General features: G+C 63.3%; 13 protein-coding genes. 8 read left to right on the top strand and 5 right to left on the bottom strand.

The window, feature by feature from the left end; all coding sequences use genetic code 11:
* Positions 1-89: 89 nt before the first annotated feature.
* The 3 genes from NO357_RS09190 to NO357_RS09180 are packed head-to-tail and all read right to left on the bottom strand — an operon-like array spanning position 90 to position 3,366.
* Complete coding sequence (locus NO357_RS09190; RefSeq protein WP_306735340.1) at positions 90-737, bottom strand: ATP-binding cassette domain-containing protein; 648 nt, start codon at positions 735-737, stop codon at positions 90-92.
* Positions 734-2,440, bottom strand: a complete 1,707-nt coding sequence (locus tag NO357_RS09185; RefSeq protein WP_306735339.1) for an ABC transporter permease — start codon at positions 2,438-2,440, stop codon at positions 734-736. The genes NO357_RS09190 and NO357_RS09185 overlap by 4 nt, the downstream gene beginning before the upstream one ends.
* Positions 2,335-3,366, bottom strand: a complete 1,032-nt coding sequence (locus tag NO357_RS09180; protein WP_306735338.1) for an extracellular solute-binding protein — start codon at positions 3,364-3,366, stop codon at positions 2,335-2,337. The genes NO357_RS09185 and NO357_RS09180 overlap by 106 nt, the downstream gene beginning before the upstream one ends.
* 167 nt (positions 3,367-3,533) lie before the next feature.
* On the opposite strand from NO357_RS09180, the gene NO357_RS09175 reads away from it, so the two are divergent.
* Genes NO357_RS09175 through NO357_RS09145 form a run of 7 tightly spaced genes read left to right on the top strand, consistent with a single transcriptional unit; the run spans position 3,534 to position 12,374 of the window.
* Positions 3,534-4,382 carry a zinc ribbon domain-containing protein gene (locus NO357_RS09175; RefSeq protein WP_306735337.1) on the top strand — a complete coding sequence of 283 codons (849 nt, stop codon included), beginning with the start codon at positions 3,534-3,536 and terminating at the stop codon, positions 4,380-4,382.
* A gap of 17 nt (positions 4,383-4,399) precedes the next feature.
* A complete protein-coding gene (locus tag NO357_RS09170; RefSeq protein ID WP_306735336.1) occupies positions 4,400-5,452 on the top strand; it encodes a ligand-binding sensor domain-containing protein in 1,053 nt (350 codons plus the stop codon).
* The gene (locus NO357_RS09165; RefSeq protein ID WP_306735335.1) at positions 5,442-9,263 is read left to right on the top strand and encodes a hypothetical protein; all 3,822 of its coding nucleotides are present in this window, start codon (positions 5,442-5,444) and stop codon (positions 9,261-9,263) included. The genes NO357_RS09170 and NO357_RS09165 overlap by 11 nt, the downstream gene beginning before the upstream one ends.
* A 39-nt stretch (positions 9,264-9,302) precedes the next feature.
* Complete coding sequence (locus NO357_RS09160) at positions 9,303-10,481, top strand: zinc ribbon domain-containing protein (RefSeq protein ID WP_306735334.1); 1,179 nt, start codon at positions 9,303-9,305, stop codon at positions 10,479-10,481.
* A 13-nt stretch (positions 10,482-10,494) separates the two neighbouring features.
* Entirely contained in the window at positions 10,495-11,073 is a 579-nt protein-coding gene (locus NO357_RS09155; protein WP_306735333.1) for an NADase-type glycan-binding domain-containing protein, read from the top strand.
* 3 nt (positions 11,074-11,076) lie between these two features.
* Positions 11,077-11,826, top strand: a complete 750-nt coding sequence (locus NO357_RS09150; RefSeq protein ID WP_306735332.1) for a HEAT repeat domain-containing protein — start codon at positions 11,077-11,079, stop codon at positions 11,824-11,826.
* On the top strand, positions 11,823-12,374 hold the full coding sequence (locus NO357_RS09145; protein ID WP_306735331.1) for a L,D-transpeptidase family protein: 552 nt from the start codon (positions 11,823-11,825) through the stop codon (positions 12,372-12,374). The genes NO357_RS09150 and NO357_RS09145 overlap by 4 nt, the downstream gene beginning before the upstream one ends.
* Before the next feature lie 121 nt (positions 12,375-12,495).
* On the opposite strand, the gene hisD is transcribed toward NO357_RS09145, so the two are convergent.
* On the bottom strand, positions 12,496-13,791 hold the full coding sequence (gene hisD, locus NO357_RS09140; RefSeq protein ID WP_306735330.1) for a histidinol dehydrogenase: 1,296 nt from the start codon (positions 13,789-13,791) through the stop codon (positions 12,496-12,498).
* 84 nt (positions 13,792-13,875) lie between these two features.
* Positions 13,876-14,889: a D-cysteate sulfo-lyase gene (gene cuyA / locus NO357_RS09135; protein ID WP_306735329.1), complete on the bottom strand. Its 1,014-nt coding sequence runs from the start codon at positions 14,887-14,889 to the stop codon at positions 13,876-13,878.
* A gap of 363 nt (positions 14,890-15,252) precedes the next feature.
* On the opposite strand from cuyA, the gene NO357_RS09130 reads away from it, so the two are divergent.
* A complete protein-coding gene (locus tag NO357_RS09130; protein WP_376744362.1) occupies positions 15,253-16,260 on the top strand; it encodes a taurine ABC transporter substrate-binding protein in 1,008 nt (335 codons plus the stop codon).
* The last annotated feature ends 3 nt before the right edge of the window (positions 16,261-16,263 follow it).

The following is a 16,263-nucleotide window of genomic DNA, read 5'->3' as shown; positions in this document are numbered from 1 at the left end:
TTTCTGCTTCAGCGAAGACGATCAAGTCCTCCGGAAAAACGAAGGACGCCGGCGATTAGTTGGTCAGGGGCACCGGGAACCGCGGCGATCTAGGGCTTGGTGATCCTGCCTCCGACCAGTTGAACGTGATGCCCGCCAATCTGCGACACGTCACTTTCATTGTGGCTGATGTAAAGCAACCCCGCTGCGGTTTCGGCCACGAAGTCGCAGATCACCGCGTTCAGGCCGGTCCGCGCCTCGAAGTCGAGATTGCTGGTGGGCTCGTCCAGCAGCAGATAGCGCGGCCCGGCCGCCAGGGCGCGGGCAAGCGCCACGCGTCGCGCCTGCCCGCCGGACAGGGCGTTGGGCTGGCGGTCCAGAAGCTCTTCGATTCCGCAAGCCCTGGCGATGTCGGAAAGATTGGCTGAACCCTGCGGTTGGTGTTGTGCCGAAGCGACGAAGTCGAGGGTCTGCCTGACGCTCAGATGGGGCCAGAGCGCCGGTTGCTGGAACACGACACCAAGCCCCCGGTGGTGCGGAGCGATCAGGAGTCCCGGTGCGTTCACCAATTGCCCGTCGATCTCGATCCGGCCGGCGTCCGGCTCCTCCAGCCCCGCCAGCAGGCGCAACAGCGTGGTTTTCCCGCAACCGGACGCGCCCGAAAGCACGACTTTCTCCCCGGGCTCGAGGACAAGATCAAGCTGTTGCAGAACCGGTTGGGCTCCGAAAGACTTGGAGATATTCTCGGCACTGATCATTCCGACCCCCTTCGCCCGTCTCTTTGGCCCCCGGCCATGGCCGCGAAGACCACCGCCGATGCTGCCACAGAGCCCAGAAGCACCATCAGGCAAAGCGCCGCCACCCGGTCTGAAGCGCCATAGTGCAGAAGAGAGTAGATCTTCACGGTCAGCGTCTGGCGTCCGGGCGGCGAAACCAGAAGGGTTGCGGTCAGTTCGGTCAAGGTCAGGCCGAACACCGCGAAAAACCCCGCCCACAGGCCCGGCGCCCAGAGCGGCAGGTATATCGTGCGCCATGTCGCGAGACCGTCCCCGCGATACACCTGCGCCGCCTCGATCAGAGTACGGTCGCAACGATGCGCCTGAACGAACAGGGCAAGAATGGCGACCGGCGAGAACTGTGCGACGGCCACCAGCACCGGCATCGCCGCCGTGTTGTAGAGCAACTCCAAACCCGGCAGGGTCCAGAGCCCGATCGCCCCGATGCCGACCAGGGCGGCCGGAACTGCCAAAGGTATCATCACCACCGCAAGTCGCGGCACAGTGGTGAGCATTGGCAAGGCGACCAGCGCAAAAACGACGGACAATGCGCCGGAGAAACCTGCTGTAATCAGCGAGTTGACAATTTCCCGGCCGTTTTCGGCAATACTGCTAGCGAGGTTTCCAAGCGGCAGGGCCGCGACGCCAAGCGCAATGACAGGAACGGCGACCTGTAGCAGCGCGAAGCCAAAAGCGATCTGGCCCGGGACACGCAGCGACCAGCTGGTGGCCGCGCCGATGGCCTGTCCTGCCCCGGATGGGCGGGCCGGCATGATCGCCAACGTGCGCACGGGAGCCGCGATTGAAACCATGAGAGCTAGCCCGATCAGCAGGTGCGGGAATGCCACGATCAGGGCGGCCACCTCATCGGCCGCAATACTGTATTCGACAAAGGCTTCAAGGGCGAAGACTTCGACCTGCATCAGTGACGGCACGCTGAAATCGGCCAGCGAAAGAAGGCAGGCGAGCACCCAGCCGATCAGCACGGTTGCCCGCATCTGTGGCCATTCGATCTTGCGGAAAACCACCAAGTCGGACGCAAACACGCGACCGGCCTCGGTCAAAGCCGGATCGGTCATGCGAAAACCCACGAGCGTGAAGCCCAGCGCGACGGGGAAAACCGCCACAAGCTGCATCCATACAACGCCGATCATTCCAGGCACCGACGGCAGCTGCAATCCGATCTGCACCAATCCGTTTTGAACCGTGACGCCGGCACTGATCCATGCGGTGGCGTGCAGGTAGGGAGGCACCAGAAGCAGGAGCAGCGGCAGATAGACAAGTCTTTTCGGGACACGTCCGGGCGCCGACCTTGTCCAGCGGACCAGCGCGACCGCCAAAGCGACGGCGAGCGTTGATACGGCGCCCGCCAGCACAATCGATTTCGCCAGAAGGCCCAGCCACCGCCGACCGATCAGATACGCAGCCATTTCGAGAACGTCCGCCATCGACGCGAAAGCTGTCGCGCTAAGGGCGGCCAGGGGGCCGATCGCAATCAACGCCCAAAGCAGTATGCCGGCAACATGGACACGCCGTGACGCGGCCAGCGGCAGAGCCCGAGAGAGGACAGCGGCTTGGCTCATCGCACCAGAGCCTGCTTCAAGTTCCGGAAAAGCCGCGACGCAACCGTGGGGTCTTCTGGAAGACGCAAGGGCAAGCGCTTCAGCGTTTCCGGCAAACCACAAGCCGGGTCGGTCATCACCCGAGAGCCATGCACTTGAGTCCACCCGGCCTGGGCCAGCATGGTCTGGGTGCTGTCGGAAATCAGGAAGTCGATGAATTTCGCCGCGTTCGGATCCGGTTTCGGCGACGAGATCAGGGCGACGCTGTTGGGAATCACCAGTGTTCCGGATGCGTCTTCGGCTTGGTCGGGCAGAATGACTGTCACGGGCGCACCGCGCTGCGCGGCACTGCAGGCATCGTCGGTGTCGGTCAGGCCGAAGACGGCTTGCCCCGATGCCACCAAGTCCCGCACAACCGAGTTGCCGGCGACGAAACGAACGCCTTTGCGATCCAGAGCTTTGAAGAACTCGATTGTCTCGTCTTCGCCCCAGATCTGCGCCAGTGCAAGCGCATGCGTCGCGGTGGTGCCGAACAACGGATACGCCACGGCGATGTCAGGACCTTCCCAGGCATCGGACTCGAGATCGCGTATCGACCCCGGAGCCGACCGCGTGCCCAGCCGTTCGGTGTTGGCGATCAGCACCCTGGCGCGCCCGCCGAACTCGATCCAAAGCCCGGACCCAGCAACCACGGCTCCGTCAGGCAGGGCCTGCGGCCGATACGGAGCCAGAACCCCCGCTTTTACCAGCCGCTGCATCTGTGACACTTCGCCGTTCCAGAACACGGCGGCCTGAGGGTTCGAGCTTTCAGCGACAAGGCGGTTGACCAGCCCGGTGGTTTTGGCGGCCTCGACGTCGTACACGGCGCGAACGGCAATCCCCGTCTCCGCCTCGAAGACGCGAAAAACCGGCTCTGAGTATTGTTGATCCACCGATGTGTAGATCACGAGTGCGCCTTGGCCTTGGTCACGCCGGACACCAACAACGACCGCGATCACCAGAAATAGCGTTCCAACTGCAACGGTCACCCCTGCCAAACCGATTTTCATGCTGCACGTTCCCTAACCACCTTCGCGTCACGCTTGGCTGGCTGCGGCGCAGCCGGACCATCGCAGATTTCTCCGTGTAACACGACGTCATCCCTGCGACTTTGACCGGAATCAACGCTGCTGGGCGTCAGCAGTGTCAAAATGCAAATTCGGAAGAGAGAAGAGAAATGACCGAAAACCCTAAGTTTTGCGGCGAGTGTGGGTCCATTTTGCCAGAAGGAGCGTTGTTCTGCGGCGCGTGCGGGTCGCCCGTCGCGCCGTCCAAGGATGCGGTGCGCGAAAGTTCTGAACCGAGACCGTCTTTCAACGAACCAGGCGCCCCGCCAACGCCCGGATCAGAGAACCGTTCACAACGCTCCGAGACTCCCTCCGCGCCTGTCCAGGCCGACCAGAAACTGGATCCAGGTGCCGCACGAGAAGAAGCCGACAAGGCGGTGGCTGCCGCACCGCCTGATGCGCCGGGTACCATGTCGGCGACCGACATCATGAGATCGGGGTTGTCATGGGGAATTGCGTGGCTCGCGGGATGGGCACCACTTGGTCTGTTCATGGGCTACTTCTGGGAAGAAAACCGACTCCGCCACGCCGAGTTCTTTGACCGCTACGGTTATGATCCGGGTTGGGGTTACACCCTTCCCGGCGCTGCGGTCGGGTTTGGTCTCGGCGGCTTGCTGGGAGGGTTCGTGGCGGGCGTGATCCTGTGCAAAGCCGTGCCGCGCGTTTGCACCGGGATCAGGACCCGGGCGATCATCGTCACGCTTCTGTGGCTCGTCGGCTGGGCCGTGGCAATCGGCAGCCCGGCAATGACGTTCCTTTCAGGTTACAGCGTCAGCGACGACACGCTTCTGTTCCTGTCCTTCGGTGCCGCCCTGGTCGTTTCCATACTCGCGGCACAGGTCGCGTTGTACGCGCGCGCGGGCTCGCCGCCCGACTTGCGCCGGCTCGTGGTCACGCTCGGCTGGATCGGCGCCGCGATCATGGCCAGCTTTTCCACCGTCGGATTCATCGGGCTTTAACAGAGGGACGGGCCAGCTTGGAAAACCTGCAACCGATCAAGAACAGATACCGAACCGCGGTGTCGCTTGCTGGTTTCTGGCTGCTTGCTGCCGGGGTGGCGGTGTGGTCTCTGTTTCCCACCCACATCGACTACGTCGCGCCCCAAGGCTGGCGCCATGTTGCGCCCCAGATGCAGGTTCAGGACATCCTGGCCGGCAGCAAAACGGTCTGGCTCGCCGGGATCGAGGGCTTGGCCAAGGTCGGTGCGCAAGGCCACGTGACCACAGTGAAGGTCGACGGGGTCGAAGACGAACCAATGGTTCGGGCAATCGCGGTCGATGCTAGCGGGATGATCTGGATCGCGCATCGGGCTGGTCTGTCGCGTGTTGACGGGGAAAACGAAAGCTCGAGCGACGTCGCGCGGGGACCGGGTGGACAAATGCGCGCGCTGGCACTCGATACTCTGGGGCGGCTCTGGGCCGGGGGCGACAGTGGGCTATTCCGGATCTCGCCGGATGGTACGGCAACCCATGTCGAACTGCCGGTCGGCGGCGTCGAAATCACGGCATTGCTGGCCGACACACAGGGTGGCTTGTGGGTTGGGAGCGTCAAGCATGGTCTGTTGCGACTTGAGGGAGAAGATTGGTCCGCCTGGGGCGTGGCCGAAGGCCTGCCGCACCCACAGGTGACATCGCTGATGCAGGACCGAGACAGCAGGATCTGGGTCGGCACGGGTTTCTATTCCAAGGGCGGCGCCGCACGACTGGACTCCATGTCGGACGGTTGGAAGATCACCGCGGTTCTGACCGATGCCGACCTGGCCGGACCGAAGGTTCGCAGCCTGTTCCAGGATGCCTACGGGGGGATGTGGTTCGGGCATGAATATGACGGCCTGACCCTGCGCCGCGACGGCAAAACCTTAGCCACGCTCGGCGTGCAGGATGGCCTGCCCGATGCTGAAGTGACGGTGATCCGGTCCGACGGGTCGGGGGGCATGTGGATCGGAACCTTGAAAGGGGCGGTGCATTTGTCCGCGGCGACCTTGACGCAGCTGTACGAGAAATACCCGGGAGAGAACGATGACGCGTGACGAGCTTCTGAAACAATATGTGGCGCTCAAATCGGCCCGCGCGGCCAGGGTCATTTCGCCCACCGAGTATGCGGACAAGGTTGCGGCGCTGCGCTTCAAAACCGTCGACGGCAAGGAATACGCCATCGATGACGAAAACGGTACCTTCGTGCCGGTCTCCGAGCGTGGCGCGCCGGAAAAAACAGTCCCCGGCGAGAGCACACTGCCTGACCGGTTTCTGCCTCTGCTCGCCGTGATCCTGAGAAAAACCATCGCCACCTTCCTGCGCCGTCTGCCGATTACGGTGCTGTTCGGGGTCGCGGGTCTTCTGGTGCACACCTATCTGCTGGCGGTCGTCAACAATGGCTTTCAGAAGACATCCGGTGTCAGCGCCTTTCTGGCGCTCGGGGACAACACGGTCTCGGTGATGGTGATGTGGATGATCGGCTCGGCCGTTATCATGTCACTTCTGTCGCGGCTCTGGCCGTTCGGGCGCAAGAAAAAACGGATTCCCTTGCGCGCGAAAATTGCCGCGGTCTCGGCCTATCTGGCGCAGAAACGTATCGACGCACTGGCGGTTGTTGCGGCCGGTCTCGGTCTTGCTCTGGTGATGGGAACTTTGGTCAGCGGCACCGCCAACATGTCGCTGGCCATCGGCGTCGGTGCGCTTTTCGCGTCGCGTGCCGGGTCGGTCATCGCGCTCCTCGCCCGGACAGCCTGGACCACGGCGTTCTCGACCTTCCGCGGCGCAACGGTGAAAGCGCATGGCATGGCGGTTGGCTATGTTGCGCTGTTTGCCTCGTCACTGGGGTTCTTGCTCAACACCATGCTGACGCCGGACGGCACGCAACTCGGGCTGTTGCTTCTGGCCGGCGCGATGGCGGTTGGTCTGATGCAGCGGTTCGCCCCGACGGGCGTGAACTCCATGTTCCTGCTGTTTGCCCTGGGCGGCGCGACGGCGGCCCTGATCGGCGTGCCGCTGGCGGCGCTGGCGCATGACGGCGGCTGGCCGGAATACATGGGCAATGCGCCGGTGACACCGGAAAACGTCCTGATCTACCTGCAGAAGGGCGGCTCGATCGAAGCGGTGATGACCGGCGTGCCGCCGGCGATTGCGGCCGGGTTCGGCGCGGCCTTCGCCCAGGCGCTCAACGCGCTGGGCCTCGATGTGGATGTCGATCTCGACATTGGCCCCGACGGCACCGGCGGGGACAGTGACAACACCCGGATTCTCGACGGCGACGCGGCGCGCGACTGGATGATCCGTAACGGCTATTTCGATGCCAACGGCAATCCGACGCAGAAATACCACGATTGGCAGAATGCTCCGCACAGCGACGATGATGGCGGCGGGCTGAGGGGTGTTGCGACCGGTCCCGACGGGAGCATCGTGATCGTGACCGCCGATGACGGCGCGTCGGGGCAGACGGACGGCGGCGGTGGCGCCAAGCCGGGCGATGACGTCACGAAACCCAGTGACGGCGACGGCGGCGGGGCGGACCAACCTGGCGAAGACACAACGAATGAACCACCTGTTGAGGGCGCAGATGACCAGACCGATACCGGTCCCGACTGGAACCGCGGCGATCGGCCGGGCGGCGGCGAACCGGATACGACCGCTGGCACGCAAGCCGAACCCGATGCAGGACAGCCCGACACCCGCGATGGCGGCACCCGCTACAACGACCCCGAATGGTCGATGCGAAACAATCCCGACCCGGACAACATGGATTGGGATCCGAACACGAACAGCTGGCGACCCAAGGATGACCTGCACGCCGAGAAGATGGAGCGACAGGGATACGGGTTCGATCCCAACACCGACAGCTGGCGCAAACGGCCGGAACCGCCCGAGATGGGTGACGTGCCCGATTATGCCGGCACCAAGTATTCAACCGAATGGAAACCGGGCCTGATCACCTACGATGTCACCACCGAGGGGCTCGACAAGCACATCAATAGCCTCAACCAGATGGAACGCAATGCGCTGGATGCCTATAACGACATCAACGACCGGATCGCCCAGGCCGAACGTGACGGCGATAGCTGGCTGGCCAACGAACTGCGTGGCCAGCGCGACGACCTGCGCGCGCATATCCGCAACGTCCAGCAGCAGAAGAACCATATCGTCAACGCAGTGAACAACGAAAATACGCGGGTCTCGGACTACAACGACAAGATCCGCAAGCCGGGCCTTTGGGGCCACACAAAACAAGCCGCAAAAGACGGCTACGATATTGCCGCGGCCATCGTGAAAGATCCGTCGCTGCTGACCCAGGATCCCGACTTCGTCAAGAAGGTCAAAGACGGCATCGCCGCGGCCGACAAAGTGCGAAAAGGCGAAGGTGTCGAATTGCGCCCCGGCATGTTCGGTTACGATGCGGTCAAGACCGGGCCGTCGAACCTGGAGAAATTCGACGACGCGATGCGCGATGTCCGCGACATTCAGCAACTGATCGACGAGGCCAAGCAGCGCGGCGATACCGGCGCCGTCGATGCCCTGAACAAACAGCTCGACGAAGCCAAGCAAAAGGCAAGCGCCGCGTCGGACGACCTGCAGAAGCACGTGCAGAACATCAAGGACTGGCAGGTCAAATCGGCCCAGGCCAACCTGTCGATCGGCCGCAAAGGCGCCGAGATCACGGCCGAGCTCGCCTCGGTGCCGTCCACCGCCCACGCCGTCACGAACATCATCGACGATTTCAACCGTGGCCAGGGCCTATTCCACCGCAACACCTTCAAGGACAGCCCCGACGGCGATCTCGACATCGACCTCAACACGCCCACGCACCAACGCCCGATCAAGATGACCCAGGCGGATATCGATCTCGACGCGGAATTCCACGCCAATGTCAGGATCGGAACCGAGCGGGCCAACAAGGTGCTGGAACTGATGAACAACCCCGACGCCTCGGACGCCGACGTGCGCGCCGCGATCAACCGGGCGCTGGAAAGCCGCAACTCGAAAATCCAGCTCAACAACCAGTCGCCGGAGGTGAACGAGGCGTTTTATCAGAACGTGCAGAAATACCGCACCGAGCCTCTGTTCGAGGGAACCATCGACAACCTGAACTCGAAGAAACTGTCCGACGGCAGTCAGCGGTTCGTCGTGGTCGATTCAGACGGTGTCGAGCGTCCGCCGCGGGCCAGCGACCTGACAAGCGCCAGCGGCCCGAAAACCCACCCTGACGGAACGCCCAAGAATTCGGTTGGTCAGGACCTCGACTTCTACAACCCGGATAACCGTCAGATCATCGACAAGCTGACGGGCAAGCCCGTCAATCCGGATCTCATGAACGATGCGATCGACGAGACGTGCCGGAATCTGGGCATCAACCGAAAGGCACAGGAAATCAATTACACCCATCCGATGGACGCAGAATCCTATCGCCTGCGCCCGGGCGAAACGCCCAAGGATCACATCATAAACGCGCCGAACTACACCAACGCCGAAGGCCAGCACGCCAGCGAAATCACCGGCTACAAGTCCGATCATGCCGCGAAAAACTACGATACCAAGGCCGCCGGGTTGGCCGAAGGCGCGCGTGGCGCCGTGAAAGAGCAAAACCGGATCATTCAGCAGATGCTGGATGCCCAGAAAAGCGCCGGGGCGAAAATGCCCGACTATTTCAATAATCTGACCAGCGTCCCCAAACCTGGCGGCGGCAACAAGACGGTGCTCGAAGTGATGGCCGATATCGGCAACGATCGCATTCCCACCGGCACCGGGCAAGCCGCGATCCGCAGCGCCTGCGGCCGCGACATTCCCGAAATCAACACCGATATCGCCAAGCTTCAGGAAAGCCTGATCAAACTGCAGCCGCGGAGCTGACGTGAAACCGAACGCCCCCTATCGAACCGGAGTGACGCTATGAAGCTCGAAACCTCACAAACCTTCGGCAACGGCACCTACGTGCTGAGCGACAAGGAAATCGCCGCCATGATCACCGAGGTCGGCGCGACGCCCTCTTCGCTGTCGCCGCTGGCAGCGGTTGATCTTTCCGTGGTCGCGCGCAAAACTCCCGATGACTTCACTGAACTGCGCGAGGCGCTGACAACGCTCTGCGCGCCGGAAACCACCGTCGATATCAGAACCTGGCCCGATGGCGGCAGCTGGGTCAGTTTCTATGGTCCTTCCGCCTCCGGTGCGATGGCGGCCTATTCCAGAAACGACGCAGGGGCCAATATGATCGTCTGGCCCATGACAGCTGGCATGTTGAAAAGCATGATCTCCGCGCCGTTGGCGGACGCCCCAGCCGATCCCAAAACAGCACCGGGCTTTGTACTCAGCTTCGACGAGTTATTGGCGCTCGCCAGTCTGATCGACTGTCAGCAGGAAACCCTGTGGCGAGCCCTGGCCGATCGCGACCCCTCACCGGAGATCCGGGTCACTGCCGCCGACCTCGAACGATGCTATGACAAAGGCCTCCGGCAAAGCGACGATCCACGCTGGATGGTATCGCGCCTGGTGCAAGGGCTCTCGCTGCCCTTGCCTGCGAAACTGCCGCAAGCCGAAGTCTCTCTGGCGCGTTTCGCGGATATCCGCATGGTAATCGAAGACACCGATGGTTTTGCGCCGCTGCCGTCCACCGGCCTGGTGTTCCAGCAACTTGCGGAAATCGAAGGGTTTGCCGCGGTCACCCTGCGCATGGGGCAGGGAAAACCGACGCAGCGCCGCCTCTACCAGACCAACCGGGCGCAGACCTGGGCGATCTCCCTTGCCGGTGACGATGACATGCCAGACAAAGCAACGCTCAACGTTCTGTCCGGTGACGCATTGTCCGCCGATCTCGACGCCTTGTTGTCGGCGGGCGCCGCCGCGCCCGAGGCGGCACCCGTGACAGAAGCTCCACCGGCCACGTCAGAAGCCGTGCTGCGCTGCCGCGCTTGCGGGGCGGAAAACCTCGCCGGCCAGAACTTCTGCTCGAGCTGCGGCGCAAACCTGGCTGCCGCTGAACCTGCAAAGGCTACCTGCGGCAAATGCGGGGCCACGCTGGCGCCCGGCGTCAAGTTCTGCACCCGGTGTGGCCACCGCGTTGAACGATCATAACCGGAGACGGATCATGCACCTCAATTCACTGGCAGGCATCGCGTTCGCGGTTCTTCTCTCTGCCCCCGCGCCCGCCACAGCCGAGGAAACCTGCTTCACCCAGGGTAGCGGCCAGTTCGCCTTTGCCATTCACACCTGCGTCAGTTCCACGCTCGCACCACAGGCGGGCAACAGCTACGGCCCGCGCAACCTGTCCGACGGCAACCCGCGCACCGCCTGGTGCGAAGGAGAACGTGGCCCGGGCATCGGCGAGACGATTACCCTTTTCATCGACGACGGTGCCCCTTTCCGCCGACTTCTCGTCGCCAATGGATATGGCAAGTCACCCGAAACCTTCCGCAAGAATGGGCGGCCGAAACTGGTCGAGATCACGACCGACCGCACCCCGCCCACCCAGCTCGTTCTCGCCGACCAGCCGGGGCTGCTGCCGGTTCCCCTGATCCGGTCTGCCGAATACCAATGGGTCAGGCTGCGCATCCTCAGCGTCTATCCCGGCACGCGCTACGACGACACCTGCCTTGGCTTCATCGGGCCCGACTTCGAGTATGATGAGTGGTTGTTTCAGCAACGCCAGGCCCCTGACGAGGGTTAGACCATGAACCGATTTTTTCTCTCACTCCTGGCCGCGGCCCTCGCGCTTGCTGCCACGACCGCCGGTCGCGCCGACAGCCAAACAGACGACGCGGCCCTTCTCGAACTGCTGCGCAATGCCCCTGACGAGGAACAGCGTATCGACGTCCTCGACCGTCTCGCGAACCGGACGTCGGAGACCGTCCGTGTCGCCCTTGAAACACTCGCCACCGACGATGCGCAACCCGGCACGACGCGTATGCACGCCATTTGCGCGCTGCAAGGTGCGGCAAACCACGACAGTGTACCGGTGCTTTTGACGATCCTCGAACAGGACCTGTCGCAGCGGCGCGGGTTCTGGGCTTGTGCCATCCCGCTCCTCGGCAGTCTCGGCGACCGCCGGTCGGTTCCGTTGCTGATGCAGATCGCCGATCTGAACGAAGAGCATCTCGCCGGGATGGATCACATGGCCATCGAGGCTCTGGCCGCCTTCGGCGACGATCGCGATGTCCGGTTCCTCGAAAGCAAATCCCATATCTGGTCGGTGCGACCGGCTGTCTTCCAAGCTCTGTCACGGATCGCTGACCCGTCATCGGCGGAAACTCTCGTCACAGGTCTCTATCCGGAAGATGATCCGGAGGTTCTGGCCGCGGCGCAATCGGGCCTGCGCAGGATCGGCGCACCGGCCCGACCTGCACTCGAAGCCGCCCTTCAGTTTCCCGCCGACGAGGTGTTCAAGCAACGCGTTGAAGAGCTCCTGAAGGACATTCCGTGAGCGCGGGCGACCGACGTCCCGGCGTTCGAAGGTTCCGGCGCGTCGCCATAGCGGTCGTCATCATCTTCCTTGTTGTTACGGCGGGCCTTGTCTATTGGCCGGCGGAACCGTTGCCGAAGGGTTTCGTCGCCGACCGTGTGGTCGTGGAGAAATCGGCCCGGCGGCTGTCGCTCTTACGCGATGGTCAGGTGATCAAGTCATACCGCGTGTCGCTTGGTCGCGCGCCCGTCGGAGCCAAGATTCAGGAAGGCGACAACCGTACGCCGGAAGGGACATATGTCATCGACTCGCGGAACCCGCGCAGCAAGTTCCATCTGTCACTTCGCATTTCCTACCCTAACGCCTCGGACTCGCTCAGCGCTGCCCGACGCGGGGTTTCTCCAGGCGGTGACATCATGGTTCATGGCCTGCCGAACGGTCGTGAGTGGGTTGGCCCGTTTCACAGGTTAGTCGACTGGACCAGCGGCTGCATCGCCGTCACGAATGCCGAAATCAACGAGATCTGGCAGGCCGTCCCGAACGGCACCGCGATCGAGATCCGGCCCTGACCGGCGCCAGGCGTTTCCTCAGGAGGGATCGAAACAGGAATGCACCGAAGTGGAATCGCCGACCAAAAGCGACCGGTGTTTGAGTCCACCGCGGATCTGGCGTGTCCGGGCCCAAACCGCTTCACGTCCGCAACGCGTGTTCCCCGAAGTATTTTTCCAGCCGGATTTCCGCCGACCGGGCATGGCCCGACATGCCCTCCAGCCGGCTGATCTTCGACGTTGCCCGCGCCAGCGCACGCATGGCGTCGCGCTCGGTCCGTTGCCAGGTCACCGTCTTGGTGAATTTCTGCACTGACAGCCCGCCGGTATAGCGCGCCGCGCCGCTGGTGGGCAGCACGTGGTTCGGCCCCGACGTCTTGTCGCCGAACGGCACGGTGGTTTCTTCACCGAGAAACAGCGAGCCATAAACCCTTAGCCGCCCCAGCCACCAGTCGAGATCGGCGGCCTGCACATGCAAATGCTCCGGGGCGTAGGCATCGGCCATTTCGGCCATCTCTTGACGGCTGTCGCACAGAATCACCTCACCGCGCTCGGCCCAGGAGATGCGTGCCGCGGCAGCGTTGGTGTCTGGCAGGGTTTCGATCAGTTCCGGGACCAGCGCCAGCACCCTGTCGGCCAGCGTACGGTCCGAGGTGATCAGCCAGACCGGGCTGTCCGGCCCGTGTTCGGCCTGGCCCACCAGGTCCCATGCCACGACTTCCGGGTCCGACGTTGCGTCGGCGATCACCAGCGAATCCGTCGGCCCGGCGAACATGTCGATCCCGACCCGCCCGAACAGTTGCCGCTTGGCCTCGGCCACGAAACTGTTGCCGGGCCCGACAAGGATATCCGCCGGCACCGTGCCGAACAGACCGAAGGCCATCGCCGCCACCGCCTGCACCCCGCCGAGATTGAGGATCGTGTCGACTCCGGCAAGATCCATGGCATAAACGATCGCGTCGGGCATGCCGCGGCCCGGCCGCGGCGGCGAGGCGGCGGTGATATGGCCGACGCCGGCGACCCGGGCGGTGGTTATCGTCATCAGCGCGCTCGCGACATGGGCATAGCGCCCGCCCGGCACATAGCAGCCTGCCGCCGATACCGGGATCTGCTTCTGCCCGGCCCAGTGCCCCGGGATCAGTTCGACTTCGCACTCGTTCAGCGTTGCCTTCTGCGCCTCGGCAAACCGGCGGATGTTGTCCCAGGCAAACCGGATCGCATCCTTCAGAGGCCCGGGCACCCGCGCTGCTGCCTCGGCCCGCGCGTTGTCCCTCAGAACGATCGCGCCTTCCCACTGGTCGAACTGGCGGGCGTAGTAGCGGGCGGCCTCCTCGCCCTCCTGTTCGATCCGCGCCAACATGATGGACACCGCGTCACGGAGATCGGCGCTCTCCACCGGCGGGCGCGGTTCGGCACGTTTGAGATAGGTCACACTCATCGCTTCGGGTCCAATATCTGGTCTGCGCCGCCGGCAGGCCGGGTACGGCGCCAATGGGTCATGCGCTGTCGTCTAAGGGCCGCATCAAAAATGCACCCAACGGCTGGCGTTGTCGAAGGCGAAGTCATAGCCACCCAAAGCAGCCGCGCCGCCGGTGTGCAGGAACACGACGCGCTCGTCCTTGAACTGGCCCTTGCGGGCCAGATCGATCAGCCCCGCCGCACCCTTGGCCGAATAACACGGATCCAGAAGGATGCCTTCCAGCTCGGCAAACATTCGGATCGCCTCGATACCGCTGTCGGTCGGCAGGCCATAGCCCGCGCCGACATAATCGGTATTGGCCATCACGTCTTCGCGTTTGACCACGCCGGCACAGCCCAGCTTTTCCGCCGTCCGGCAGGCCAGATCGTAAACCATCTGCTCCTGCTTGGGTTGCGGCGCGCGGGTGCCGATGCCAAGAACCGGCACCTGCGCATTCATCGCGCACATGCCGGTGACCAGCCCGGCCTGCGTGCCCGACGATCCGGTGGCGTGGACGATCCTGTCAAATTTCAGCGAGCGGTCATTGGCCTGACCGATCAGCTCGAAGGCCGCGTTCACATATCCCAGTGCGCCGGTCGGGTTCGAGCCGCCACCGGGGATGACATACACATTGCGCCCCTCGGCGCGTTTCTTCTCGGCAGCTTTCTCCATCTCGGCGACCATGTCGTGCCCGCCGGGGAATTTCTCGGTGGTGGCGCCGTGCAGGTGGTCGAGCAGCACGTTGCCGTTGCTGTTGTAGTTGGCGTCGTCATAGCCGGTGCGATCTTCCAGCAGGATGTGACAGTCGAGCCCCAGCTTGGCGGTGAAGGCGGCGGTCTGGCGGCCGTGGTTGGTCTGGGTCGCGCCCTGGGTCATCACCATGTCGGCGCCCTGCGCCTCGGCCTCGGCCATCAGGAACTCGAGCTTGCGGGTCTTGTTGCCGCCGGTGGACATGCCGGTGCAGTCGTCGCGCTTGATCCAGATCTCGGTGCCCAATGCCTCCGACAACCTCGGCATGGGCTCGAGCGGCGTCGGGAGATGGGCCAGATGCAGACGGGGAAAACGGGAAAGATGCATCGCGGATAACCTCGGGAAGAGCGGACCTGGAAAACCTGTTCCGGGCAACCCTGTCGCCGCTTCCCGACAATGTCAAAAATAATCGAATAGTCCGGGTGAATTCGGCTAAACATACGCTTTTTATGCGGAAAATCTGAAACTCGCCTTCCGCAAACCCGAACAAGCCAAGCTTTTTCAGTCCGGGTTTGATTTTTCGATCCGGCTGTTGCAGGCTCGGTCTCAGGGTGGAATCCCCCGCTGGTCGGGGACAAGGACTGGCCTTATTCAGCACGTCGGGTTGGTCCTATCAAGAGAACCGGCAAACAGGCATGGTTCCCGGGTACACAAAAGACCACCGCATCAATGACAAACAGGGAGACAAACATGACAAAAACGACACTCAGGGGGCTTCTTGCCGCGACCGCGACCAGCCTCGCCGCATTCTCTGCCACACAGGCGATGGCGACCGACGAAATCACCGTCGCATATTTCCTCGAATGGCCGATGCCCTTCGAATACGCCAAGCAGAAAGGCACCTATGACGAGGAGCTGGGAGTCAAGGTCAACTGGGTCAGCTTCGAGAGCGGCGTGAAGATGTCGGCGGCGATGGCGTCGGGCGACGTGCAGTTGTCGGTCAGCCAGGGCGTGCCGCCCTTCGTCGTGGCCACTTCGGCTGGCCAGGACCTTCAGATCCTCGACGTGGCGGTGAGCTATGCCGACAACGACAACTGCGTCGTCCGTTCCGAGCTGGAAATCGACAAGACCAACGCGGGCGAGCTCGCCGGCAAGAAGGTCGCCGTACCGCTCGGCACCGCGGCGCATTACGGCTTCCTCAAGCAGATGAGCCATTTCGGCGTCGATGTCGCCAGCATGGACGTGGTCGACATGGATCCGCCCGACGGCGCTGCCGCGATTGCCCAGGGCGCGGTCGACATGTTCTGCGGCTGGGGCGGTTCGCTGCGTCGCGCGCTGGAACATGGCAATGTGCTGCTGACCGGCGACGAGAAGACCGAGCTCGGCATCCTGGTGTTCGACGTCACCTCCGGCCCGGCGGGCTGGGTGGCCGAGAACGGTGATCTGGTGGCCAAGTTCCTCAAGGTGACGGCGGATGCCAACGCGATGTGGGCAGACGAGGCCAACCACGCCGAGATGCTGCCGCTGATCGCCAAGGACGCCGGCATGGACGAACAGGCGACAATGGACACCATCGCGACCTTCAAGTTCCCGACCGTCGAGGAACAGCTGAGCGCAGGTTGGCTGGGCGGCAATGCCCAGACCTTCATGAAGGGCGTGGCAGATGTGTTCGTCGAGGCCGGCAGCATCGACGCCGCGCTCGACACCTACGAGAATGCCGTCAACACCGGTCCGCTTCAGGCAGCCGGCGGCATGTAAGCG

The organism is Marimonas arenosa (assembly GCF_030848945.1).
GTDB lineage: Bacteria > Pseudomonadota > Alphaproteobacteria > Rhodobacterales > Rhodobacteraceae > Marimonas > Marimonas arenosa.
The sequence above is the reverse complement of the archived record's forward strand: the minus strand, read 5'-3'. Positions and strand labels throughout refer to the sequence as shown.